We start from the raw sequence: 22,681 nt of genomic DNA, 5'->3' as shown, positions 1-22,681 counted from the left end.
AAAAATCACTTATAATGAAAATAGGATTGTATTTTGGTTCTTTCAACCCCATCCACATTGGGCATTTGGTTATCGCTAACCACATTGCAGAATACAGCGATTTAGATGAAATTTGGTTTGTTGTAACACCACACAATCCCTTTAAAAAAAAGAGCAGCTTATTAGATAATTACCATCGCTTAGAAATGGTTTATCGGGCTACCAAAGACTACAAAAAGCTAAAGCCGAGTGACATAGAATTTAGCTTGCCACAACCCAATTACACGATAAATACATTAGTTTATTTACAAGAAAAGCATCCCGGTCACGCGTTTTCACTAATTATGGGAGAAGATAATTTAAAGAGTTTTCATAAATGGAAGAACTATGAAATTATCTTAGAGAATCACCACATATACGTATACCCAAGAGTAACAAAAGAAACCACCGAAACTCAATTTGATGGTCATGAAAAAATTCATCATATAAAGGCACCGATCATGGAAATTTCTTCAACCTTCATACGTAAAGCCATTAAAGAAGGCAAAAATGTAAAGCCCTTATTTCCAGAAAACGTTTGGGAATATCTGGACGAGATGAATTTCTATAAGTAATTATTAAAAATAAAATACATATAACTCATAGGTTTTTATAAAACTTAACCCGTTTTTTTGATGTTTAACCAAATGAAAAAACCGCCTAAAGAACATATCTTTAAACGGTTTCTTACCTAAATAACCAACCAAATTTGTATTAAACCCTTGTGTTTTCTCGAGGGTTTTCTATTTTATCTTTTCTATGCTTACGCATTTTTTCTGTTGTAACTGTTTTTCCTTTTGTATCTGTTGTTTTCAAAAATTGTATATATCCTCGTCCTGCAAACTCATACGCTGTTCCTGATTTTGGATGAAACAATTCAATCTTACTGTCATTTATAACGCTCAATTCAAAGAATTCATTGTCGAAATAATCATAATCTAATGTTAAAGTTTTTAGGTACATATTTCCTGTAACATTTCCAACTCCATAAAGACCTGTATAATCCCAATACAAATTGGTAACGCTTTTCCCATTAACATCTCGCGAACTTCTAAATTCCGAATCATTACCTCCAGCTAAAAACTGCAAATAGTTTTCGTTATCAAACTCATTTATAGCTCCATAATTACTGGTAAAAGTTTTTTCCCAAGCATTGTATTCTTGTAAGAAATAATGGATGTTATCATAAAACACAAAATCATAATCAAAATTACTGCGTTGGTAACCATCCAAGAAGTAAGAGGTATCGTTATTTGGGTTATAAAGTTCAATGGTGTTATTATCAATCTGATAAATATCAAAAGTTTCAAAGCCATCAACCACATGGTATACATCTAAAATCATATCATAAGCATCATACGATCCCACCTTTACACCAAAACCGTTACCTGTATTTCCTAAGCCAACAATATTATTATTGGCGTAAACATTTCCGTTTCTAAACGACATAGTAAATGCTTTTTGTAAAAATGGTGTTTCCCCATAACCAACAGTTCTGTTAATATCTACATACCATAACTCGTGTGAGTTTAACAATTGGTTTAATGATAATGCGATGGTAGGTTCATCATTTATATAATTTTCTTCTACTATACACGAAGTAAATAAAGTGGCTGTAAAAGCAATGGTAAAAAGTAATTTTATAGTCTTCATAATAAAACATTTTATGGGTTCATACATACTGGTTTTCAAAACACGTGCCAAAGTTTTTATGTTCCTTATTTTCAGCATCAATCTGAAAAGAGCCTCCAATATATCCTAATCATAAACTGTGTTAGCAAATCTCTTTTCGAATACATTCCTAACACAGATAAATATTTTATGTATTTTTGAAAGATTAAACAACGAGACTATATATGAACAAACCATTAAAATACGCGGTTTTTGGTGCAGGAAGTTGGGCAACAGCCATTGTGAAAATGCTTTGCGAAAACTTAGATGAAATAGGCTGGTACATGCGTAGTGTTTATACAAAAGAACATTTATTACGAGAATATCATAATCCTAATTATTTAAGTTCGGTTGAATTTCACATAGACCAGCTAAAACTTAGTAACGATATTAACGAAATGGCGGAATACGCCGATGTACTTATTTTCGTGATTCCCTCGGCCTTTATTCATGCCGAATTACAAAAAATGACTGCTGATATTTCTAATAAAATAATTGTTTCGGCCGTAAAAGGTATTATTCCAGAAACAGGTTTGTTGGTTGGCCAGCATTTTCATGAAGCTTACAAAATTCCTTATAACGATATTGCTGTAATCGCTGGTCCGTGTCATTCCGAAGAAGTTGCCTTGGAGCGTTTATCATACTTAACTATTTCATGTTCCGATGCTAAAAAGGCACAAACCATTGCCGATGCATTGTCAAGCGACTACATAAAAACCAAAATAAGCGATGATATTATTGGTGTAGAATACGCCGTAATGCTTAAAAACATTTATGCTATTGCAGCGGGTATCGCACATGGCTTAGGATATGGGGACAACTTCCAGAGTGTTTTAATGAGTAATGCTATTCGTGAAATGAGACGTTTTATTAAAAAAATGCATAAAATGAAACGTAATATTAATAATTCGGCATACCTAGGCGATTTATTGGTAACTGGATACTCAGTTTTCTCCAGAAACCGCATGTTTGGCAATATGATTGGGAAGGGATACACCGTAAAAAGTGCCCAGATGGAAATGAGTATGGTAGCCGAAGGTTATTACGCTACCAAAAGCGCCCATTTACTTAACGAAAAGAATAAAAGCAAAACCAAACTTCCAATTATAAACGCAGTTTACGATATTTTATACGAAGGTAAAGACCCGAAAAAAGTTTTTAAAAAATTAACTGATAAGTTGGATTAGAACTTCGTTAGTAGTAAAAATGAAGTAATTTAATTCTTTTGGCCGTTACCACAAGGGTCGGGCTATATGCTACAATCTTTTTAAAAACTCATTACTAAAACAAAAAGCAAAGTAACCTTCCTGTGTTTGGTTGCAATCAAAGTTAGTTTTACTTAAATTTTAAAAAGGATTTCCGCTGCTATCCCTAACGCAGCTCAGAACTTCAAACAAAATAAACGCTTTTTAATTATGAGATTTCTGCTTGCATATTCCGTTATTCGAGGAACGAAGAACCCCGTGATGAGAACTTCAATAGTGCCTTTGTTACAGGCATGCTTCTTACGCAATGAGGTAACAATTACAATAACTTAACTTTTTGTTGAGATTACTTAACCAAAACACCCCTCGCTTCCATTAAAGGAATTGGTTGTAAAGCCTTTAAATTAACTGTGTTTTTCCTAAATAAGTATGTTTTATCAAACATTTTATTACCTTCAAAAAAGGAGACCTTAAAGGTGTTGTTCAGCCCAAATAAGTCTTCTTGCATCAACTCAATTTTTGCAAAACTCTTTTTAGGAAGTGTATCTAGTTTTTTTCTGAAAGTAGACGTAATTTTTTCATCAGAGTAACCAGTAGTTACAATTAATACCATATCTAAATCAACCTCCTTATCATTAATAATGTAAGCGTTCCAATCTTGACTTTTATAAATGTCGTTGTACTCGTTTACAATGGCAACGTAAACACCCTCCACTTTTGGGATTTCAATATCTTTTTTCATGTGTTTAAATGTACTGTTTTTTTATTGACACATGCTGTTCGCTATTAATCATTCCGTAAGTGATAAAATTCTGAACATGCTCGTTTCATTGTGCAAAAATAAGTAAACTATTCAATTAAAATAAAATGAATAGTTTACTCAAAATTTGTATATGCTAATTATATTTACTTCCAACCGCCCCCTAAGGCTTCATATAAATTTACAACGTTTACTAACTGCTGTAATGTGCTTTCAATAACATTTAATTCGGCACTTAAAACACTTTGTCTTGCGGTTAACAAATCTAAATAATTTGCGTAACCATTTTTAAGCAACTCTTCAGAGTGTGCTTCGGCAGTTCGTAACGCCTCCACTTCGTTTGTTCTGAATTCAAATTTTCTAGCTTCAGATTCATAAGAAAACAAGGCATTGGACACTTCATTTCCAGCTATCAACAAAGTCTTTTTAAACTGAAGCAAAGCCTGTTCTTGCTGTGCCACTGCAACTTCTTTTTGAGTTTTAAGTTTCCGTTTGTTTAAAAGAGGCTGCGTTAAACCACCTACAATATTAGCAAACAATGAGTTAGAACTAAACAAATCGGCCAATTCTAAACTTTGCAACCCACCTGAAGCGGTAAGAGTTAACGAGGGATAAAAACTACTACTCGCTACATTAGTTAACTCAAAAGACTGAATTAAGCCATATTCGGCTGCCATTACATCAGGTCTATTCCTAAGCAAGGAAGCCGGCACACCGAGTTTAATAGTTTCCTCAATTTTTTGAACATCTAAACTACTTCTTTTAAAATTTTGTGGTACGCTGCCCAATAATATACTAAGTGTATTTTCTGTTTTGAAAATAGCAGTTTCAATATCTACTTGTAATGCTTTGGCACTATTGTACTGCGCTATATTCTGATCTACAGCTACCTGTGTTACTTGCCCTGCTTCTTTTAAAGCCTTTATAGTTTCAACACCACTTTCTCTTGTTGCAATGGTTTGCTTTGTTACTTCTAACTGAGCATCTAATGCTAATAAATTGAAATAAGTATTTGCAATGCTAGAAATTAGTTGGGTTTTAACGGCTTGATGCCCTGCAACACTTTGCAAATAGGCAGCTTGAGTGGCCCGTTTATTGCTTCTTATTTTCCCCCAGATATCGGCTTCCCAAGATAAGTTGGCAGTAATATCATAGGTATCCAAACCACCACTAAAAATAGAACCAAACTGACTATTCTTAGAATATTCCTGGTGAGTATAATTAGGACCAATACTTAATGATGGCAGGTAACCCGCTTTCCCTTGTTTTGCATAAGCTTCCGCAGCCACCATTTGCTGAATGGCAATACGAACGTCCATATTATTTTGCAATCCTTCTTCAATATACTGTTGAAGATAGGAGTCTGTAAATAAGGTCTTCCAAGACACATCAGCCATAGATAAACTATCTTTTGGCAAATTTTCTGTTCTGTAAAGCGCTTCAGTTTCAGTCTTTAAATCTGGGCGTTCATAGTCTTTTGCCACAAAACAGCTTTGTAATGTTAAGGCAACAACTAGAATTAAAGCAACTTTATTAAAATTTCTATGTTTTATAATTGATATCATCTGTTTATTCTTCAATAGTTTGTATTGCTGGTTTACTCGAAACTTTTTCTTGTAACCATTGAAATAATATAAATAGGATAGGAATAACGAATACTCCTAAAATAGTTCCAATAAGCATTCCGCCTGCTGCGCCTGTTCCAATAGAATTGTTACCTTCAGAACCTACGCCATTTGCCAAAACCAATGGCATTAATCCTAGAATAAAAGCGAAAGAAGTCATTAATATAGGTCGCAAACGTGCTTTTGCACCATGTATTGCCGAATTAACAATACTGTCGCCATTTCTTCGTCTTTGCAATGCAAACTCAACAATTAGAATGGCATTTTTAGCGAGTAGTCCAATAAGCATGATTAAAGCAATCTGGAAATATATATTATTTTCTAACCCCAGGAACTTCGTACTTATATAAGCTCCAAATACACCAAATGGCAACGATAATACCACTGCAAATGGCAGTAAATAACTTTCGTATTGGGCACTTAATAAGAAATACACAAACAAAATAGTTAGGATGAAAATGAAGGTTGTTTGATTTCCTGCATTAACCTCTTCACGCGTTAAACCAGAATAGGCCACCGTATAGTTACTTGGTAATTTTGCTACTTCTTCTTCAATCACTCTAATAGCATCTCCTGTACTGTAACCGTCGTTTGTTGCTCCAGTAATGGACGTTGAATTAAACAAATTAAAGCGCGTTACCGACTGTGGCCCGTACACACGTTTTAGGTTTACAAACTGCGTAATGGGCGTCATTTCACCGGTATCTGTTCGAACATACATACTATTTAATGCACTTTCATCGGCCCTATCTTCAGGTAAAGCTTGGATGTATACTCTAAATTGTTTTCCAAATCTGGAAAAATCCGAAGCATAAATTCCGCCTATATAGCCTTGTAATGTTGAAAATATACTGGTAACAGAAACCCCTTTTTCCTTAGCTAATGGCACATTCACTTCCATTTCGTATTGAGGATAAGTGGTGTTAAAAGATGAGGTTGCGTATTTAATTTCTGGATGACTCATTAAAGCCATAGAGAAATCTTTATTTGCTTGGTCCAAATCTGAAAACTCGCCTCCAAATTTATCTAATAAATTAATTTCAAAACCAGATGAGTTACCAAAACCACGAATACTAGGTGGTGAAAAGAAAATGATATTAGCCTCTGGAATGGTTGCTGCTATAGCAAACAGTTTTCCAGTAATGGCTTGAGCAGAAAGGGAAGCATCCTTACGTTCACTCCAGTCCTTCAGTTTTATAATCCCAAAACCAAAGTTACTACCTGATCCACTAATTAAACTTCTACCTTTAATGAAGTTTACCCCAATAATACCATCTAAACCTTCAATTTTATCGTATAGCTTTCTTGCGGCATCGTCTGTTCTATCCAACGATGCTCCCGGTGGTAATTCAATATTTGCAAAAATAATTCCTCTATCTTCATTTGGGACAAAACCTGTTGGGGTTGTAGTTGATGCCCAATAAATTCCCGCAACGGCAATGATTAATAATATTGCAGAAATATATTTTCGTTTGTATAAAAATTGAAGTGATTTTCCATACCTATCAACCGTTGCATTAAATCCGCGATTAAAAAGTGAATAGAAACGTTTTAAAGGACTTTTACCTTTCAGTTCTTCATCGTCGTGATGTGATTTAAGTAACAAGGCACATAATGCAGGACTTAATGTTAAAGCGTTTACCGCAGAAATAAGAATAGCAATAATTAAAGTAACACCAAATTGTTCATAAAAAACACCTGTTGGACCAGTTACAAAAGTTACAGGAATAAACACCGCCGCCATTACCAAAGTAATTGAAATAATGGCTCCAGATATTTCGTTCATGGCCGTTAATGTTGCCTTTTTCGGGTTCTTTTCACCCTCGTCCATTTTAGCATGAACCGCCTCAACAACCACAATGGCATCATCAACCACAATACCAATGGCGAGTACTAATGCGAATAGTGTTAACAAGTTAATAGAATACCCGAAAATATTTAAAAAGAAGAACGTACCGATAATTGAAACTGGTACCGCAATGGCCGGAATTAATGTAGAACGGAAATCTTGTAAAAAGATAAAAACCACTAAAAACACCAGCAAAAAGGCTTCTATTAAGGTTGTTATTACTTTATCAATAGACGCATTTAAAAATAAACTTGTATCGTATGGTACAAAAATATTTAATCCATCGGGAAGGTCTTTTTTTACTGATTCTAAAGTGTTTTTAATATTTTCAATAATTTCTTGCGCATTAGAGCCTTTCGTTTGAAAAATGCCCATAAATACCGCTGGATTTCCTAAACTCATGGCATTAGACGAATAGGATTGTGCATCTAATTCAATTGTTGCAATATCTTTCAGTCTTAAAAATTCACCGTTTCCTAAAGCCTTAATAACAATATCACTGTATTGACTTTCATCTTTAAAACGACCGCTATAAGTTAAGGTATATGAAAATGATTCCCCGTTATTCTGACCTAAAGAACCAGCTGCTGCTTCCAAATTTTGTTCAGCCAAAGCTGCCGAAACATCTGTAGGTATTAAATTGTATGCTGCTAATTTTTCTGGGTTTAACCAGATACGCATGGCATAATCTTGTTGCGAAAACACACTAACATCACCAACACCACTAATACGTTGCATGGCTGGAATGACATTAATTTTTAGGTAATTTTGAATAAAAGTTGCATCGTAATCTTCACTTTCGGAGTACATCGATATAAACATTAATGCACTAGTTTCTTGCTTTTGTGTTGTTACACCTGTTTGAGTCACCTCTTGTGGTAACAATGGTGTTGCCCTCGCTACACGATTTTGGACGTTTACAGCTGCAATATCGGCATCAATATCCTGATTAAAATAAACGGTAATTTCAGCTGTTCCGGTATTGGATGCGGTAGAAGTAATATAGGTCATCCCTTCCACACCATTTATCTGTTCTTCAATAGGAATGATAACACTTTCTAATACGGTTTCAGCATTTGCTCCGGTATAAGTAGCTGACACTTTGATGGTTGGCGGTGCAATATCTGGATATTCCTCTATAGGTAAACTCGTTATACTGATTACACCTAACAAAACGATGATTATAGAGATTACTGTTGAAAGCACTGGTCTTTCAATAAATGTTTTTAACATAACTTAAACGTTTTGGTTTTCTAATTTCTGAATAAAGTTGCTATGGGTTTGATAGCTTCTTCGAAAGTTGTTTCTTGTGGCGTAATAGCCATACCGTTTTTCAACTTACCTACACCAGAAACCACTATTTTTTCGTTTACATCTGCACCCGATTCTAAAACGTATAAATTATCAACAGTTGCTTTCACTTTAACAATTGAAGTGCCTACTGTATTATTTTCACCTAGCTTAAATATCATGATGTTTCCTTGTTGCTCGAACGTGGCACTTTGCGGAATTACCTTAGCATTTTCATATAAAGTTGGAATTTGAATTTTTCCACTATTACCATTCGTAATTAATTGGTTTGGATTATCAAATACCGCCCTAAAACTCACCGTTCCTGTATTTTGGTTTATTTGCCCTGAACTGGTTTGAATTTTTCCTTTTTCAGAATACATACTTCCGTTGGCAAGAATTAACTTAACCTCTGGGTAGTTTGCTAATTTTTCCTCTAAGGTTTTCCCCTCTGCATTCTGTAAAAAATCTAAATATTGCGTTTCATTTAGACTAAAAAACGCATATACTTCACTAATATCACTAACGGTTGTAAGTGGTGTTGCATCGTTTGGACTTACTAATGAACCTTCCCTAAACTTAATAGCACCTACATAACCATCCACAGGACTTTTCACCGTGGCATAACCAATATTGGCGGCAATACTGCTATAATTAGCTTGGGCCTGCGCTAAATTAGCTTTTGCTGTTTCTAATTGAACCGGACTGATTATATTTTTTTCAACTAATGGAATTAATTTTTCTACCTCAACTTTTGCAACATTAACACGCGCTTTGGCAGCACCTGCATCCTGACTTAATGATTGTGTTTCTAATTGAAATAAAACCTGACCTTTACGTACTTTTTGACCTTCATCAACTAATACCTTTAAGATGTAACCAGATGTTTTAGCTCGCACATCACTATTAACAACACCCTCAATAGTTGTTGGATATTCTTGGTAACCTGTTACTGTTTTAAGCTCTAACTTAGCTACAGGAACAAGTGTAGGTGGTGCTTGTGCTGCTCCTTGTGATTTTTGATCGCTACCACAACTTAAAACCACTAAAGATAGACTAAGCCCTAGTACTGTATAAATTATATTCTTTTTCATTTTTTCTTTGTTTAAATGCTAAATGGGTTGTTTGTTAATTTTAATCTAAGTTGTTTAATGGATGCAGATGCATCATCAATAAATGTGATATAATCATTATGAAAACTCAAATCGAATTTTTCGTCTTCATTTTCAATCTTATGAATGTTTAAAGTTTCTTTATATTTTTTAATTTCTAAATGTAGCTCGCGTACTTCATTCCAGTTATTTATCATCTCATCGATATGCTGCAATACCATATCTTTATTGATTACAAAATATTTCTTGCGATCGCCGGTTTTTGTAAAATAAACAATCTTATTTAAATCTTGCAGGTGGTTTAGGTGGGTAGATATGGTACTTTTACTCGCACATAAAATAGTTACCATATCTTCAAAAGTAGCACCTGCTTTACCGGTTAAAATTATATACGATAAAATACGAGCTGCCACAGGCGCTAACTGCTCTCTGTTTTCTAAATGAACCCCTAGTTTCTCAACCAAGGCCATTTTTTCTTTGCATATACCATCTTTCATTTTAATACTATTTGCTTGCTGTGGCCGAATATTATATGTTACAGCAAAAATTCTGTGCAAATATATATTATTGGTTCGGAACAAACCGAACTAAACGAAGTTAAATTATTGTTAAATGAATTAACTTCCAATTTTAGAAATTTGAGGACAAAAAAAAAGCCCATACTATAAAATAGCATGGGCAAATACTGTTAAAAAATTTACCTGTGTTTATTTTTTACCTTGTTCTGCCTGGGCTTGTAACACCTGTTTTTGGCGCAGTAACTCGTTTTTTGATAGTTGAATTAAATTAAAATTTGGCGATGACTTATAGGCAGCATCCAGAATATCTACAGCAGCATCAATATTTGCTTTTGTATCTTTATTATAGACTAATAAAGCGTTTAAATACATAAAAGCAGATTTTAAAGACACTTCATAAGGTGTTTGTGTTTCAAAAAAAGCTTTTTTCATATCGTCTTTAACATTGGCTAACCCATAAGTAATATGCTTTTCTGCTTCTGCTAACTTTTGTGTTTGCAAGTTTAGTTCGGCTAATTCATAAGCCAATAATGCATTAGGTTTTCTTTTGAAAAGTTCTTCAAAATGACCAATAGCTAATTCAGGTCGTTTTAAAGCTTTTAATGAAATACCTTTCACCTCAAGTGCTATATTCGAATCATCTACCATACGTTCAAAACCAATAGTATTTAAGGCCTGCACATATTTATCTTCACTCATATATATATAAGCTAAGGTGTCTTTTCTAGCAACCGAAGGCGCTAAAACATTTAAATGTGTCATGGCATTGATAATTCCCTGCACATCACCTTGCTGCTTCATTTGTTTATAATAAGCTTCATAATGTCTTAATAAATCTGGATTGCTTTGCGCACTCATAACAAATCCACTTACCACCAATGCAAATACAAATATTTTTTTCATTTTTAATTTTATTTTAGTGTGCTAAAACTATAAAAATTTAACAGTTTAACTATTAAAATAGTACTAATTATTTCAACAAAACAGTAAATAATTATTTCCTAATAAGAGAGAGGATAGTTCTAAAAAAGCAAAAACAATTTTTATAAATTAAAAAAAATGAGTACATTAGGTTAAACTAAATTAAAAATTATGGGAATTAAAAGTTTTTTAGCCTCAAGAAAAAACCAGCAAAACACTAGTGCTGATGTGCCTATTAAGGTTAGTGATTATATGTCTACAAACCTGATAACCTTCAAATCTGAGGAGTCTATTGAAAAGGTAATTGATTCCTTAATTAAGTATAAAATTTCTGGCGGCCCTGTTGTAAACGATAAGCATGAATTGATAGGAATTATTTCTGAGGGTGATTGCATTAAACAAATTAGTGAAAGTAGATATCATAATTTACCTATGGAAAACAACACAGTGGGTTCTTGTATGATAAAAACAGTAGAAACAATTGATGGTAATATGAATATTTTTGATGCGGCTAATAAGTTTTTGGAATCCAAACACAGACGATTCCCAATCTTAGAAAACGGCAAATTGGTAGGCCAAATTAGTCAAAAAGATATTTTAAAAGCGGCCTTGAAGTTAAAAGGTCATACGTGGTAATAGTATTAGCTTTCTCTTTTAACTAGGGCGTAATATTCATCTTCCAAAGGTAAGTAACCTTGATCGTACACAAAATAATATATAGTACCAGCCTTAGTAGTATAGGTACTCGTAAAAAAATTAAAATCGAAACCATGTTGAATCAATTTTGTTCGCGTGGTTTTTGTTTTTTGATCTGGATTCAAAGTTTCTAAAATTCGCCAATTTTTCCGCAACCTATTATTAATATTCCGAATCAGGTTTTTAGAATCTTTATTTATGGTATTATTAAATGCATTACGGCAATAATCGCTACAAAACTTTTTGTCGCTCCTTCCTATTATTTTCTCGTTACATTCTAAACAGGTTTTAGACATAATTATTTCTTTTCATAAAGATATAAATTTTCATAATACAAAATATTTATTTTAATCCTTGTATTTACGGTATATTAAAGCAATTTAAACGACTACAATCATTTACAAACGAACACAAATGTTTACTAACCGAATATCTTTTTTTTGCTGTCGCATCTTTGCAGTGTCGAAACATAAGAACTCGATAGTATTAACTGTTTAACGATAAAAATTTAAAATTATGAACACACTTAGAAACAAAGTACAGTTGATTGGTAACTTAGGAAACGATCCAGAAATCATCAATTTAGAGTCTGGAAAAACATTAGCAAAATTTAATATTGCTACAAATGAAAGCTACACCAATGCTAAAGGTGAAAAAATTACAGATACCCAATGGCACAATATAATTGCTTGGGGTAAGACCGCAGAAATAGTTGAAAAATATGCCACCAAAGGAAAAGAGGTTGCAATTGAGGGCAAGCTTACATCTCGCAGTTACGACGATAAAGATGGGGTTAAACGCTACATTACAGAAGTTGTTTGTAGCGAGCTACTTTTACTTGGAAAATAAACCTTTTTTTGCCCTTATACTGAATGTCAAACAAGGCTTCTTTTAAAATAAGAAGCCTTGTTTTATTTTTTTACATTATCAATATTGTAATAACCACCTTTGTTCTCTTTTCGATCTAAAGATTGCTGCACGATTAAATGGGAAACATTTATCATATTACGCAATTCACAAAGCGATGTAGATATTTTGGATTCTTTATATAATTCTTCAATTTCAGCGTGAATTAAATCTAAATGCTTTATGGCTCGTTTTAAACGCTTATTACTTCTTACTATTCCAACATAATCACGCATTAAAGCTTGCATTTGTTTTAAATTATGTTGTACTAAAATATGCTCTTTTGGAATTACTGTACCTTCATCATTCCAGTCAGGAATTAAAACATTTTCAGTTTTAGTATCATTCTCAATTAAATACTTAAAAATGTTATGTGCATAAACAAGCGCTTCCAACAACGAATTTGAAGCCAATCTATTAGCGCCATGCAATCCTGTTCTTGTACATTCACCGCAGGCAAAAAGGTTACTAATGGAAGTGCTACCATTTTTATCAACATCGATTCCGCCGCATAGATAATGGGATGCTGGAACCACTGGAATCCAATCGGTTTCAATTTTTATATGATGCTCTAAACATTTGTTATATATGTTTGGAAAATGCTTCTTAAATTCATCCATATCCAAATGCGTACAATCTAAATACACATGGGGCTCTCCAGATTTTTTTAATTCATTATCAATACTTTGAGAAACAATATCTCTTGAAGCTAATTCGGCACGTTCATCATAATCTAACATAAAACGATGTCCAGATTTATCACGTAAATAGGCACCAAAACCTCTAACCGCCTCAGAAATTAAAAATGATGATTCCCCCTCCGGCTCGTATAAAGCAGTAGGATGGAATTGTACAAACTCCATATCTTTAATTACTGCCTTAGCTCGATATGCCATGGCAATACCATCACCTGTAGCAATAATTGGATTGGTAGTATGGCCATAAACACAACCTATACCTCCAGATGCTAATAAGGTACTATTAGCCTTTATAGTAAAGATATTATCTGTTTTTTGGTCGAAAATATAGGCCCCATAACATGTTAAGATTTCAGAAGTGTCATCTATAATATGATGGTTCGTAACCAAATCTATTGCGAAATGGTGTGATAGAATTGAAATATTTGGTAATTGATGTGCCCGTTTTAATAATGCGCGCTCAATTTCATAACCAGTAATATCCTTATGGTGCACTACCCGATATTCTGAATGGCCACCTTCTTTTCCTAAATTAAATTCACCACTGGCATCTAAGTCAAAGTTAGCTCCCCAAAGCAGAAGTTCTTTAAGTCGTTTTGGTCCCTCTTCAATAACCATCTTCACAACATCCTCGTTACATAAACCATCACCAGCAATTAAGGTGTCTTCTATATGCTTATTAAAAGAATCTTTTTCGGTATCCAAAACCACAGCTACACCACCTTGGGCATACTTGGTATTGGATTCATCTTCATTAGCTTTTGTAACGATAATAACGGATCTATCAGGAAATTGTTCTGCTATTTTAACCGAAAAGGTTAATCCAGCAACACCCGAGCCAATAACTAAATAATGCGCTTCAATCATGTTATTTTGAAAGTTCTAACATGCGTTCAATTGGTAATAACGCACGTTTGCGTATATGTTCTGGCACCTCTATTTGGGGTGTTTCATTCAATAAGCAATTATATAGTTTTTGCAGTGTATTCATTTTCATAAAATGACACTCGCTACAAGCACAGGTATTATCTTCTACTGCTGGGGCAGGAATGAGCTCTGTGTCGGGCATTTCTAACTGCATTTTATGTAAAATACCAGCTTCGGTAGCTACAATAAACTTTTCGGTTGGATTTGCCTTTACAAAATTTATCATTCCAGATGTTGAACCAATATATGAAGCCGTGTTTAAAATATGCTCCTCGGATTCTGGATGCGCTATAATTTTATGATTAGGATTTTTTTTATGAAGTTCAATTAATTTATCAATTGAAAATGCCTCGTGCACAATGCAACTACCATCCCACAGCAATAAATCTCTACCTGTTTGTTTACTTACATAACGCCCTAAGTTTTTATCCGGAGCAAAAATGATAGGTGTATCTTTAGGCACAGATTCTACTATTTTAATGGCGTTTGATGAAGTACAAACAATGTCACTTAAGGCTTTAATTTCTGCGGAACAATTTACATAAGTAATAACCACATGGTCTGGATGTGCCTTAGTGAATTTCTCAAAAGCTTCTGGCGGACAAGAATCGGCTAAAGAGCAACCCGCATTTAAATCGGGCAATACCACCATTTTTGTTGGATTTAAAATTTTAGCAGTTTCTGCCATAAAATGAACTCCTGCAAAAACAATAATATCCGCATCGGTTTCAGCTGCCTTTTGCGATAATTGCAAACTATCACCTACATAATCGGCAATATCCTGTATTTCTGCAACTTGATAATAATGAGCAAGTATTACAGCGTTTTTCTCCTTTTTAAGACGATTTATTTCTTTTACTAAATCCATGAATTCTATTAATCTTCAACATTTTACATAAAAAAAATTTCTTATGCAACTCAAATAGTTTACAAATATCTTAATTAATATTTTATTGAAATGAGAATCCTTAAAAAAATGAAGTAAAAACTAACTAAAATTGAAGACCTTTTATATTTTTAAAGAATCTTTAAATTCTTTTTAAACAAAAGTTTGATTAATTAACAATATAAAAAGCCTTCTAATAGATTTTTAAATAGTTACTCCAGATTTTTGGTTTTCCATTGAAAGATTTTCAATTTCCAACTTAATAGATTGAAGTACTTGTTCACCATGTTCTAGTTCCTTTAAAACATCCTCTTTTATATTTTGAAAGGTGTTTTTTAAGTTAGAAAACATCATTTTATAATATAAAACGCCCTCGTTTAAGTTACTTGCAAAAGTTTGAAAATATTTTTCTTCCTTAGCAGTTAATAGCGTTTTCACCTCATCCAACTTGTTTTTTAGGTAATCTATGTAAATGTATAGCTCCTTAATAAATAGGTTTGGCCTATCAGTTCTAGAAATCATATTATCTCTACCATAAATATGGTCGGTCATATTTTTCAAACTCATAATTTTAGAATAATAAGCCATATTAGGACCCGGACAAATTGAAACCCCAGGCCCCTCCTTTTTAGTATCTAAACCATAAGCTAAAAGAGCCGATGTTCCTAAACCTACACAGGTACATGATTTTTCGGTTATCTTATTCCATTCCTTTTCGTATTCTTTTGAAGAAAGACCTTGAGCATCCAACTCTTTTATTTTAAGGTGTTGGTACTCTCTGGAAGCAATACAAACGCCTTTTTCTTTAAATTCTTTATTTAAGGCAACAAACTTTTTAGGACATGAACTTCCAGGACGCCCTTTTTCAATTAAGTTTTCCTTTTCTAAGTCTTTTGTGTTCGCTCTTAAATTATTAAATGGCACACCTAAAGGCGAAATATCACTTAAATACAAATCGGCTTCCTTAGCTAGAATAAGCTGATCCATTGTTTTTTCATCAACAGTTGTAGCTTCCGGAACTAATAAAAAAGGCGTTCCCCAACCAACAGCATCTAATTGATACTCATTAAGTAGAAACTCATGCTCTTCATGTGTACCAACCCCGCCTTGTGCTGATATTTTTATTTCTAGTGGTTTGTTTGCCACTTGTCTGCCTTGATTAGTTAATTCTTGATTAACCATTTTTTCAATGGAAGCTCTTAATTCTTCGCGTTTTTCTTTGAACTCTGCCAATACAGGCCCTAATAAATACCCATCGGTAGCAAAGGCATGTCCGCCGCAATTAAGTCCAGATTCAATTCTGTACTCAGACACCCATAGGCCTTTTTTTGCTAAAAATTTTCCTTGAATTAATGCCGAACGATAATCGCTTACCTTTAAAATGATTTTCTTTTTGAACTCGCCATTTTCTGACGGATAGAAATCGTCAAACTGACTCATGTAAGCGTATAAACGTGGATTCATACCTGCTGATAGTACTACTGAAGATTGCAGTTTACTATTCGCAAAGCCTCGTAATGCAGCATGGGCATCGTTATACTCGACCGATAATTTATCATCTTTAATGTAGTTATCTTTGTCAACTTTAGTCATAATGTTAACATCAATACTACCTTTCGTTAAATGTTGAGCAACCCAGCTTTTAATTTCAGCCATACTAAACCCTTTATCTGAAAGTCTATTAAATTCTTGCTTTATTTCAGAACTAGAAGGAAGCATGTTTATATATGCTTTAAACTCGTCGCTTTTTTCAGTCGCACCATTTTTTAAAGCTTCAAATTTTTTGTCAACAATATCACTTATTAAGTTAAGATATGAAGTAATTCTTTTAGCTCTAAAATCTTCAATTTTATCAGTGATCTCAACATAAGGTACTTGGAATTTTTCACTATACATTTTTCTTAGCCTTTCCAATAAAATATCGTCAACTAAGGAAATTACCGAATCAATGCCATATTGAGCCACCTTTAAAGGTGAATCAATTGTAAATCCAATTCCCATTACAGGAATATGAAAAGAATGTGTTTTAGCCATGATTTTTGTGTTTTTTAAACAAATTAAAAGTGCGAAGATAGCCCATGTGGCATGGCTAAAACATGATATTTGTCATATCCTCGGGTACGTCATCACCTCAAAAAGGCCATTAATTATACAAAAACAGCTATTTTTATAAAAATAGTTATTACAAAGAATGGTATTATGCACTTATTTTTTTTAATTATTCTTAATGATATTTCAATAATTAAAAAAAATTAATAAAATTTAAAAAAGACTACCTTCTTTAGCTATAGCTTCCTTACTTTTATAATTAATTTTTCAATTAGAACTACCTTATGTCTGTAGAACCAAAATTAACACGATTTAAACAAAACGTACTGGCAAAATACCAAATATACAATAGTATATTTATGACCTTACCTTTTGATTCCATTACAAAAACTGGTGTACTTTTACCCTTGTTTCATGAAACTTGTAAAAAAGGATTTGAAAATGGTGATGATCCAACTACCATTGTAGATACTTTTTTTAAGAAATACCAAGCAAGACGCGATGAACAAAGTCAGATTAATTTACTTTTCAGATTCATTCAATACATTGAACGACAAGTAGTATTGTTTGATGCTGTGGAGGATGCAGCGTTCCCTATTGTAAATAATATGGAAGGTATTGGAACCTTAAGAAACCTTAAAGAAACAGCCGTTTCTAATAACAGCCTAGAGGAACTGCAAAGTTACCTTGAAGAGTTTAAGGTTCGTATCGTTTTAACAGCGCACCCGACTCAGTTTTACCCAGGGTCTGTTTTAGGAATTATTACGGATTTAACACAAGCTATAAAAGACAATAATCTTTCTAATATCCATAATTTATTCGGACAGTTAGGAAAAACACCTTTCTTTAAACACGAAAAACCAACGCCTTACGATGAGGCAAAAAGTTTAATTTGGTATTTAGAAAATGTGTTTTACACCTCTTTTGGCGAAATTTATAACTACATTCAGCAAAACATCTACGATGATGGTAAAAAACATAACGAAATAATTAATATTGGGTTTTGGCCTGGGGGCGACCGCGATGGAAATCCATTCGTAAAACCAGACACCACCATCCGTGTTGCTAAAAAACTTAAGCAAGCTGTTTTAAAGAAATATTATGGCGATTTAAAAAATTTAAGACGCAAACTTACTTTTAGAGGTATTGAAGAGCGTATTGTACGCTTAGAAACTATCCTTTACAAAAACAGCATTAATTTAGATTATGCCAAAGCTATTACCTCTAAAGAACTTCTTGCTGAATTACTAAGTATTAGAAATTTACTTGTAAAAGAATTCCAGGAATTATACGTTAACGAAGTAAATAATTTAATTAACAGAATTCATTTATTTGGTTATCATTTTGCAACACTTGATATTAGGCAAGATAGCCGTATTCACCATTCGGTTTTTACTACGGTAATAGATCACATAATAAGTACCGGAAACTCAAGCTTCCCAAAAAATTACCACGATTTATCCGAGGCAGAACAAATTAAAATATTATCAGAAATCAAAGACATTTCGATAGATATTAGTGTTTTTGAAGATGAAATGGTTTCCAATACTTTAAAAACCATTGAAGCTATAAAAACCATACAAGAAACTAACGGCGAGCGTGCTGCTAACAGATACATTATTAGCAACAACCAAACCGCTTTAAATATGATGCAACTTTTTGCGATGCTTAAAATTGTAGCTTTTAAAGATCAGTTACCTGTGGACGTAGTGCCCTTATTTGAAACCATTCCTGATTTAGAAAATGCACCAGCTGTAATGGAGCAATTATATACCAACCCAGCATACATGGCGCATTTAAAAAGCCGTGGAAACAAACAAACTATCATGCTTGGATTCTCTGACGGAACTAAAGATGGTGGTTATTTAATGGCTAACTGGGGTATTTATACTGCAAAAGAACTTCTTACGTCAATGTCTAGAAAATACGGTATTACTGCCATATTTTTTGATGGACGCGGCGGACCACCAGCACGTGGGGGTGGAAAAACACATCAATTCTACGCTTCATTAGGACCAAATATTGAAGATAAAGAAGTTCAACTTACAATACAAGGGCAAACCATTAGCTCCAACTTTGGAACGTTAGACTCTTCACAGTACAACTTGGAACAATTAATAAGTTCTGGGATGTTTAATCGTTTAGGAAGTAAAAACCATGAACTATCTGATGAAGATAGAATTGTAATGGATGATTTAGCCGAAACAAGTTACGGGGCTTATAAAGACTTTAAAGGTCACCCAATGTTTATCCCATATTTGGAGCGTATGAGTACTTTAAAATACTATGCCAAAACAAATATTGGAAGTAGACCATCAAAAAGAGGTAGTTCGGACGCTTTAGTATTTTCAGATTTAAGAGCCATTCCATTTGTTGGATCTTGGAGCCAGTTAAAACAAAATGTACCTGGATTTTTCGGTGTAGGTACCGCTTTGAAAAAGTATGAAGACAAAGGAGAATTCTATAAAGTAGAAGCTCTTTATAAAAATTCTAAATTCTTCAAAACATTATTAGAGAATAGTATGATGGCTTTATCTAAATCCTTCTTCGATTTAACAAAATATATGGCTAAAGATGAAGAGTTTGGAGACTTTTGGAAAATTATCTACAATGAATATGTAATAACTAAAGATTTATTATTAAAACTTACAGGTTACGAACAACTAATGGAAAATGAACCATCAGGAAAAGCGTCTATTGAAGTTAGAGAATCAATAGTGTTACCACTGTTAACTATACAGCAATATGCACTTAAGAAAATTCAAGAGCTAGAAAAAGATCCTGTTCAAAATGAAGAAAAAATAAAGATTTTTGAGAAAATAGTAACCCGTTCTTTATTTGGAAATATTAATGCGAGTAGAAATTCTGCTTAAATTAAGTTATAATTTAAATTTAAAAGCCTTCAATTATGAAGGCTTTTTTAATTTATAAACTTTGAATTTCTAAAAGTTCTGTATTATCCTGTTCAACCCCAATCGGTTTCCCGTTCAAAATAATATCAGGAAAAAGTAAAGGAATAATGCCCTTTACAGGCTTATAAACTACAGAACTTGTTTTATCTGCTTCCGTTGTAAAGGGTAAAGTTCTATTCATTTTCTCAAAAACAATTAGAATAGCACTTAAAATTAGCGCAATTTTCAATGCCCCAAACACGCCTCCCAACAACTTGTTAAACAAACCTAAAGCAGCAAAATTAGCCATTTTGGTTAAAGCTTTTCCTGCTAAAGCAATAGCAAACACAATAAGTATTAGAGTACCAAAAAACGCCACAATATTTACTGTGTTTTCATTCCAGTCTACCCGCTCTTTTAAAAAATTTGAAGCAAAATTACTAAAATGAAAAGCACCATAAACCCCTGATAATAAAGCAATTAATGAAGCTATTTCAACAAAAAAACCTCGCCAAAAACCTCTAGCTAAACCAAAAATTAAAAAAGCAAACAAAATGGTATCTAAAGTATTCAATTATCCGTTTTTTGTAAATATATAATTTTTTAAATAGAGGCATGAAGTAAAGCCAGGGTTTGTTAACTTTGCTGTCTTGCAAATTTATTATTTTACAATAAAAAATGTCTAGAGACGAACAACTGAAACAACGCTGGGAATTGGTGGTAAACAAACTATCCAATCAATTTGCTGATGGTGACACATTAGATCTTGATGCCATTATTTATTTAATCGGTGTTCAAGAATTAGGACAGTTGGATAAAACCTTTAAAAAGGACCAAAAATTAGATTTGATGCACATTGCTATTTGCAAACTATTAACGCCTTACGGTTACTACAGCCTCGAATTTGTGGATGCCGATGGTTGGCCGCATTACAGAACCATTGAAAATTTACCCCATTTAAAAGCAGGTGAACAAAGTGTTTTAATGAAAGAAGCTATTGTAAACTACTTTTTAGAAATGGAATACATTAATTAATTACCTATAACTTCATTGTTTCATTCCTGTAATGATAATAATTTCATTAAATTTGCCATCATTTTGAACCAATCATGATAGACAAGATAAAAGAACTTATTGCCGAAGCCAACGCTTTTTCAGCTCAAACTAAAGAAGAAGTTGAAGCTTTTAGAATAAAATTTTTAGGTAAAAAAGGATTGTTAAACGGCTTTTTTGCAGAGTTTAAAAACGTGCCAAACGACCAAAAAAAGGAATTCGGCCAAGTAATAAACACTCTTAAAAAAACTGCTGAAGACAAAGTAAATGCATTAAAAGAAGAGCTTGAAAGCAAAGAAGTAGTTAAAGGCATTTATGGCGATTTATCTCGTCCGGGAGATCCCATCCAAATCGGAGCGCGTCACCCTATTTCTATCGTAAAAAATCAAATTATTGATATCTTTTCAAACATTGGGTTTAATGTTAGTGAAGGTCCTGAAATAGAAGATGATTGGCACAATTTTACAGCGTTAAACTTGCCAGAGTACCATCCAGCACGCGATATGCAGGATACTTTTTTCATCCAAACGAATCCTGATATTTTATTACGAACGCACACCAGTTCAGTACAAGTTCGTTATATGGAAAATAATCAACCTCCTATACGTACCATTTCACCCGGTCGTGTTTATAGAAATGAGGCTATTTCAGCACGTTCACATTGTTTTTTCCACCAATTAGAAGGTTTATATATTGATAAAAACGTGAGTTTTGCCGATTTAAAACAAACACTTCAATACTTTACAACCCAAATGTTTGGGAAAAGTAAAATACGCTTGCGTCCTTCATACTTTCCATTTACAGAACCTAGTGCAGAAATTGATGTGTATTGGGGATTGGAAACAGAGTCTGACTACCGCATTACAAAAGGTACAGGTTGGTTAGAAATTGGAGGTTGTGGTATGGTAGACCCTAACGTACTTGAAAACTGTAATATCGATTCTAAAGAATATTCTGGATTTGCATTTGGTGTTGGAATAGACCGTATTGCAATGTTATTACATCAAATTAGCGATATACGTTTGTTAAGCGAAAATGATGTTCGGTTTTTAGAGCAATTCAAATCGGCATTATAGTGTCTTGAGGCCTTTCGATAATAATATTATCGTTCTCAATTTTCTTATTCATTTGTAAATTCAAATTAGAAAATGCTACCAAAAACTCTTCAATTACCGAGAGTAACTCTGGTTTGCCTGTGGTAGATAAATTTGACAAACTTTCCAGTTTTAAAATTTTAGTTTCTATGGCAGTAAGCCTAGCCATTATAGCATCACTTTTAATTTCCAAAGGAATGTTTTGCTTTAAGTTAACCATTAGCTCGGTAACCCCTTTTCCGTTGGAAATGAAAAAACTTAAATCACCTTTTTTTACGCTAATTACAACATCCTCTAGTTGTTTATATTCATTCCAATTGGCAATAGAATCGCCTGCCCTAGAATCTAAAATATAATCTGTATATTTAAATTTAGCAATATCCTTAGCTTTAATAGTTTTACTATCCAAAGGGTTCTTCTCCTCCTGTTTTGCTGGTTCTTGTTTTTCTTTACAAGAAATCATCACAATAAAAACACTTAAAACACTTAATAATTTAATACTCATAATAAAA

Annotated in this window: 20 protein-coding genes; 7 read left to right on the top strand and 13 right to left on the bottom strand. The window is 33.3% G+C overall.

Annotated elements, in window-relative coordinates:
• Window positions 1-14: 14 nt before the first annotated feature.
• Complete coding sequence (nadD, locus tag ABYI63_RS02130; protein WP_372752927.1) at window positions 15-593, top strand: nicotinate (nicotinamide) nucleotide adenylyltransferase; 579 nt, start codon at window positions 15-17, stop codon at window positions 591-593.
• Between the two features lie 139 nt (window positions 594-732).
• On the opposite strand, the gene ABYI63_RS02125 is transcribed toward nadD, so the two are convergent.
• Window positions 733-1,671: a nicotinic acid mononucleotide adenyltransferase gene (locus ABYI63_RS02125; protein WP_372752925.1), complete on the bottom strand. Its 939-nt coding sequence runs from the start codon at window positions 1,669-1,671 to the stop codon at window positions 733-735.
• Between the two features lie 203 nt (window positions 1,672-1,874).
• Between ABYI63_RS02125 and ABYI63_RS02120 the strand changes: the two genes are divergently transcribed.
• Window positions 1,875-2,876: an NAD(P)H-dependent glycerol-3-phosphate dehydrogenase gene (locus tag ABYI63_RS02120; RefSeq protein WP_372752923.1), complete on the top strand. Its 1,002-nt coding sequence runs from the start codon at window positions 1,875-1,877 to the stop codon at window positions 2,874-2,876.
• 364 nt (window positions 2,877-3,240) lie between these two features.
• On the opposite strand, the gene ABYI63_RS02115 is transcribed toward ABYI63_RS02120, so the two are convergent.
• The 6 genes from ABYI63_RS02115 to ABYI63_RS02090 all read right to left on the bottom strand — a co-directional run bounded on the left by ABYI63_RS02115 (window position 3,241) and on the right by ABYI63_RS02090 (window position 10,951).
• Window positions 3,241-3,636, bottom strand: coding sequence for a hypothetical protein (locus ABYI63_RS02115; protein WP_372752921.1), 396 nt, complete (start codon window positions 3,634-3,636; stop codon window positions 3,241-3,243).
• Between the two features lie 164 nt (window positions 3,637-3,800).
• A complete protein-coding gene (locus ABYI63_RS02110) occupies window positions 3,801-5,219 on the bottom strand; it encodes an efflux transporter outer membrane subunit (protein ID WP_372752919.1) in 1,419 nt (472 codons plus the stop codon).
• Window positions 5,220-5,223: 4 nt separating this feature from the next.
• Complete coding sequence (locus ABYI63_RS02105; protein WP_372752917.1) at window positions 5,224-8,361, bottom strand: efflux RND transporter permease subunit; 3,138 nt, start codon at window positions 8,359-8,361, stop codon at window positions 5,224-5,226.
• A 20-nt stretch (window positions 8,362-8,381) separates the two neighbouring features.
• On the bottom strand, window positions 8,382-9,512 hold the full coding sequence (locus tag ABYI63_RS02100; RefSeq protein ID WP_372752915.1) for an efflux RND transporter periplasmic adaptor subunit: 1,131 nt from the start codon (window positions 9,510-9,512) through the stop codon (window positions 8,382-8,384).
• Window positions 9,513-9,523: 11 nt separating this feature from the next.
• Window positions 9,524-10,027: a GbsR/MarR family transcriptional regulator gene (locus tag ABYI63_RS02095; RefSeq protein WP_372752913.1), complete on the bottom strand. Its 504-nt coding sequence runs from the start codon at window positions 10,025-10,027 to the stop codon at window positions 9,524-9,526.
• A gap of 210 nt (window positions 10,028-10,237) precedes the next feature.
• Window positions 10,238-10,951, bottom strand: coding sequence for a hypothetical protein (locus tag ABYI63_RS02090; protein WP_372752911.1), 714 nt, complete (start codon window positions 10,949-10,951; stop codon window positions 10,238-10,240).
• Window positions 10,952-11,140: 189 nt separating this feature from the next.
• Between ABYI63_RS02090 and ABYI63_RS02085 the strand changes: the two genes are divergently transcribed.
• Window positions 11,141-11,605, top strand: coding sequence for a CBS domain-containing protein (locus ABYI63_RS02085; RefSeq protein WP_372752909.1), 465 nt, complete (start codon window positions 11,141-11,143; stop codon window positions 11,603-11,605).
• A gap of 5 nt (window positions 11,606-11,610) precedes the next feature.
• On the opposite strand, the gene ABYI63_RS02080 is transcribed toward ABYI63_RS02085, so the two are convergent.
• A complete protein-coding gene (locus ABYI63_RS02080) occupies window positions 11,611-11,961 on the bottom strand; it encodes a hypothetical protein (protein ID WP_372752907.1) in 351 nt (116 codons plus the stop codon).
• Between the two features lie 220 nt (window positions 11,962-12,181).
• Here ABYI63_RS02080 and ABYI63_RS02075 point away from each other — a divergent pair, with 220 nt between their 5' ends.
• On the top strand, window positions 12,182-12,514 hold the full coding sequence (locus ABYI63_RS02075) for a single-stranded DNA-binding protein (RefSeq protein ID WP_372752905.1): 333 nt from the start codon (window positions 12,182-12,184) through the stop codon (window positions 12,512-12,514).
• A 62-nt stretch (window positions 12,515-12,576) separates the two neighbouring features.
• Here ABYI63_RS02075 and nadB read toward each other — a convergent pair whose 3' ends face one another.
• The 3 genes from nadB to ABYI63_RS02060 all read right to left on the bottom strand — a co-directional run bounded on the left by nadB (window position 12,577) and on the right by ABYI63_RS02060 (window position 17,116).
• Window positions 12,577-14,136, bottom strand: a complete 1,560-nt coding sequence (nadB, locus tag ABYI63_RS02070; RefSeq protein ID WP_372752903.1) for an L-aspartate oxidase — start codon at window positions 14,134-14,136, stop codon at window positions 12,577-12,579.
• A 1-nt stretch (window position 14,137) separates the two neighbouring features.
• The gene (gene nadA, locus ABYI63_RS02065; RefSeq protein ID WP_372752901.1) at window positions 14,138-15,064 is read right to left on the bottom strand and encodes a quinolinate synthase NadA; all 927 of its coding nucleotides are present in this window, start codon (window positions 15,062-15,064) and stop codon (window positions 14,138-14,140) included.
• A 222-nt stretch (window positions 15,065-15,286) separates the two neighbouring features.
• Window positions 15,287-17,116: a hypothetical protein gene (locus tag ABYI63_RS02060; RefSeq protein WP_372752899.1), complete on the bottom strand. Its 1,830-nt coding sequence runs from the start codon at window positions 17,114-17,116 to the stop codon at window positions 15,287-15,289.
• A 299-nt stretch (window positions 17,117-17,415) separates the two neighbouring features.
• On the opposite strand from ABYI63_RS02060, the gene ABYI63_RS02055 reads away from it, so the two are divergent.
• Window positions 17,416-20,004 carry a phosphoenolpyruvate carboxylase gene (locus ABYI63_RS02055; protein ID WP_372752897.1) on the top strand — a complete coding sequence of 863 codons (2,589 nt, stop codon included), beginning with the start codon at window positions 17,416-17,418 and terminating at the stop codon, window positions 20,002-20,004.
• Window positions 20,005-20,056: 52 nt separating this feature from the next.
• Here the strand turns inward: ABYI63_RS02055 and ABYI63_RS02050 are convergent, their stop codons facing one another.
• Entirely contained in the window at window positions 20,057-20,596 is a 540-nt protein-coding gene (locus ABYI63_RS02050; protein WP_372752895.1) for a CvpA family protein, read from the bottom strand.
• Between the two features lie 104 nt (window positions 20,597-20,700).
• On the opposite strand from ABYI63_RS02050, the gene ABYI63_RS02045 reads away from it, so the two are divergent.
• Window positions 20,701-21,057, top strand: a complete 357-nt coding sequence (locus ABYI63_RS02045) for a hypothetical protein (RefSeq protein WP_372752893.1) — start codon at window positions 20,701-20,703, stop codon at window positions 21,055-21,057.
• 74 nt (window positions 21,058-21,131) lie between these two features.
• On the top strand, window positions 21,132-22,151 hold the full coding sequence (gene pheS, locus ABYI63_RS02040) for a phenylalanine--tRNA ligase subunit alpha (protein ID WP_372752891.1): 1,020 nt from the start codon (window positions 21,132-21,134) through the stop codon (window positions 22,149-22,151).
• On the opposite strand, the gene ABYI63_RS02035 is transcribed toward pheS, so the two are convergent.
• A complete protein-coding gene (locus tag ABYI63_RS02035) occupies window positions 22,135-22,674 on the bottom strand; it encodes a hypothetical protein (protein WP_372752889.1) in 540 nt (179 codons plus the stop codon). The two genes, pheS and ABYI63_RS02035, sit on opposite strands and share 17 nt — an antisense overlap.
• Between the last annotated feature and the right edge of the window lie 7 nt (window positions 22,675-22,681).

The sequence above is a fragment of the Mariniflexile sp. genome, from assembly GCF_041583155.1.
Classification (GTDB): domain Bacteria; phylum Bacteroidota; class Bacteroidia; order Flavobacteriales; family Flavobacteriaceae; genus Mariniflexile.
Note: the sequence above shows the minus strand (reverse complement) of the source record. Positions and strands in the feature narration are given on the sequence as shown.

Bases quoted from the DNA above. Each gene is read 5' to 3' on its own strand.
- nadD (WP_372752927.1), top strand. From the start codon at position 15: ATGAAAATAGGATTGTATTTTGGTTCTTTCAACCCCATCCACATTGGG.
- ABYI63_RS02125 (WP_372752925.1), bottom strand. From the start codon at position 1,671: ATGAAGACTATAAAATTACTTTTTACCATTGCTTTTACAGCCACTTTA.
- ABYI63_RS02120 (WP_372752923.1), top strand. From the start codon at position 1,875: ATGAACAAACCATTAAAATACGCGGTTTTTGGTGCAGGAAGTTGGGCA.
- ABYI63_RS02115 (WP_372752921.1), bottom strand. From the start codon at position 3,636: ATGAAAAAAGATATTGAAATCCCAAAAGTGGAGGGTGTTTACGTTGCC.
- ABYI63_RS02110 (WP_372752919.1), bottom strand. From the start codon at position 5,219: ATGATATCAATTATAAAACATAGAAATTTTAATAAAGTTGCTTTAATT.
- ABYI63_RS02105 (WP_372752917.1), bottom strand. From the start codon at position 8,361: ATGTTAAAAACATTTATTGAAAGACCAGTGCTTTCAACAGTAATCTCT.
- ABYI63_RS02100 (WP_372752915.1), bottom strand. From the start codon at position 9,512: ATGAAAAAGAATATAATTTATACAGTACTAGGGCTTAGTCTATCTTTA.
- ABYI63_RS02095 (WP_372752913.1), bottom strand. From the start codon at position 10,027: ATGAAAGATGGTATATGCAAAGAAAAAATGGCCTTGGTTGAGAAACTA.
- ABYI63_RS02090 (WP_372752911.1), bottom strand. From the start codon at position 10,951: ATGAAAAAAATATTTGTATTTGCATTGGTGGTAAGTGGATTTGTTATG.
- ABYI63_RS02085 (WP_372752909.1), top strand. From the start codon at position 11,141: ATGGGAATTAAAAGTTTTTTAGCCTCAAGAAAAAACCAGCAAAACACT.
- ABYI63_RS02080 (WP_372752907.1), bottom strand. From the start codon at position 11,961: ATGTCTAAAACCTGTTTAGAATGTAACGAGAAAATAATAGGAAGGAGC.
- ABYI63_RS02075 (WP_372752905.1), top strand. From the start codon at position 12,182: ATGAACACACTTAGAAACAAAGTACAGTTGATTGGTAACTTAGGAAAC.
- nadB (WP_372752903.1), bottom strand. From the start codon at position 14,136: ATGATTGAAGCGCATTATTTAGTTATTGGCTCGGGTGTTGCTGGATTA.
- nadA (WP_372752901.1), bottom strand. From the start codon at position 15,064: ATGGATTTAGTAAAAGAAATAAATCGTCTTAAAAAGGAGAAAAACGCT.
- ABYI63_RS02060 (WP_372752899.1), bottom strand. From the start codon at position 17,116: ATGGCTAAAACACATTCTTTTCATATTCCTGTAATGGGAATTGGATTT.
- ABYI63_RS02055 (WP_372752897.1), top strand. From the start codon at position 17,416: ATGTCTGTAGAACCAAAATTAACACGATTTAAACAAAACGTACTGGCA.
- ABYI63_RS02045 (WP_372752893.1), top strand. From the start codon at position 20,701: ATGTCTAGAGACGAACAACTGAAACAACGCTGGGAATTGGTGGTAAAC.
- pheS (WP_372752891.1), top strand. From the start codon at position 21,132: ATGATAGACAAGATAAAAGAACTTATTGCCGAAGCCAACGCTTTTTCA.
- ABYI63_RS02035 (WP_372752889.1), bottom strand. From the start codon at position 22,674: ATGAGTATTAAATTATTAAGTGTTTTAAGTGTTTTTATTGTGATGATT.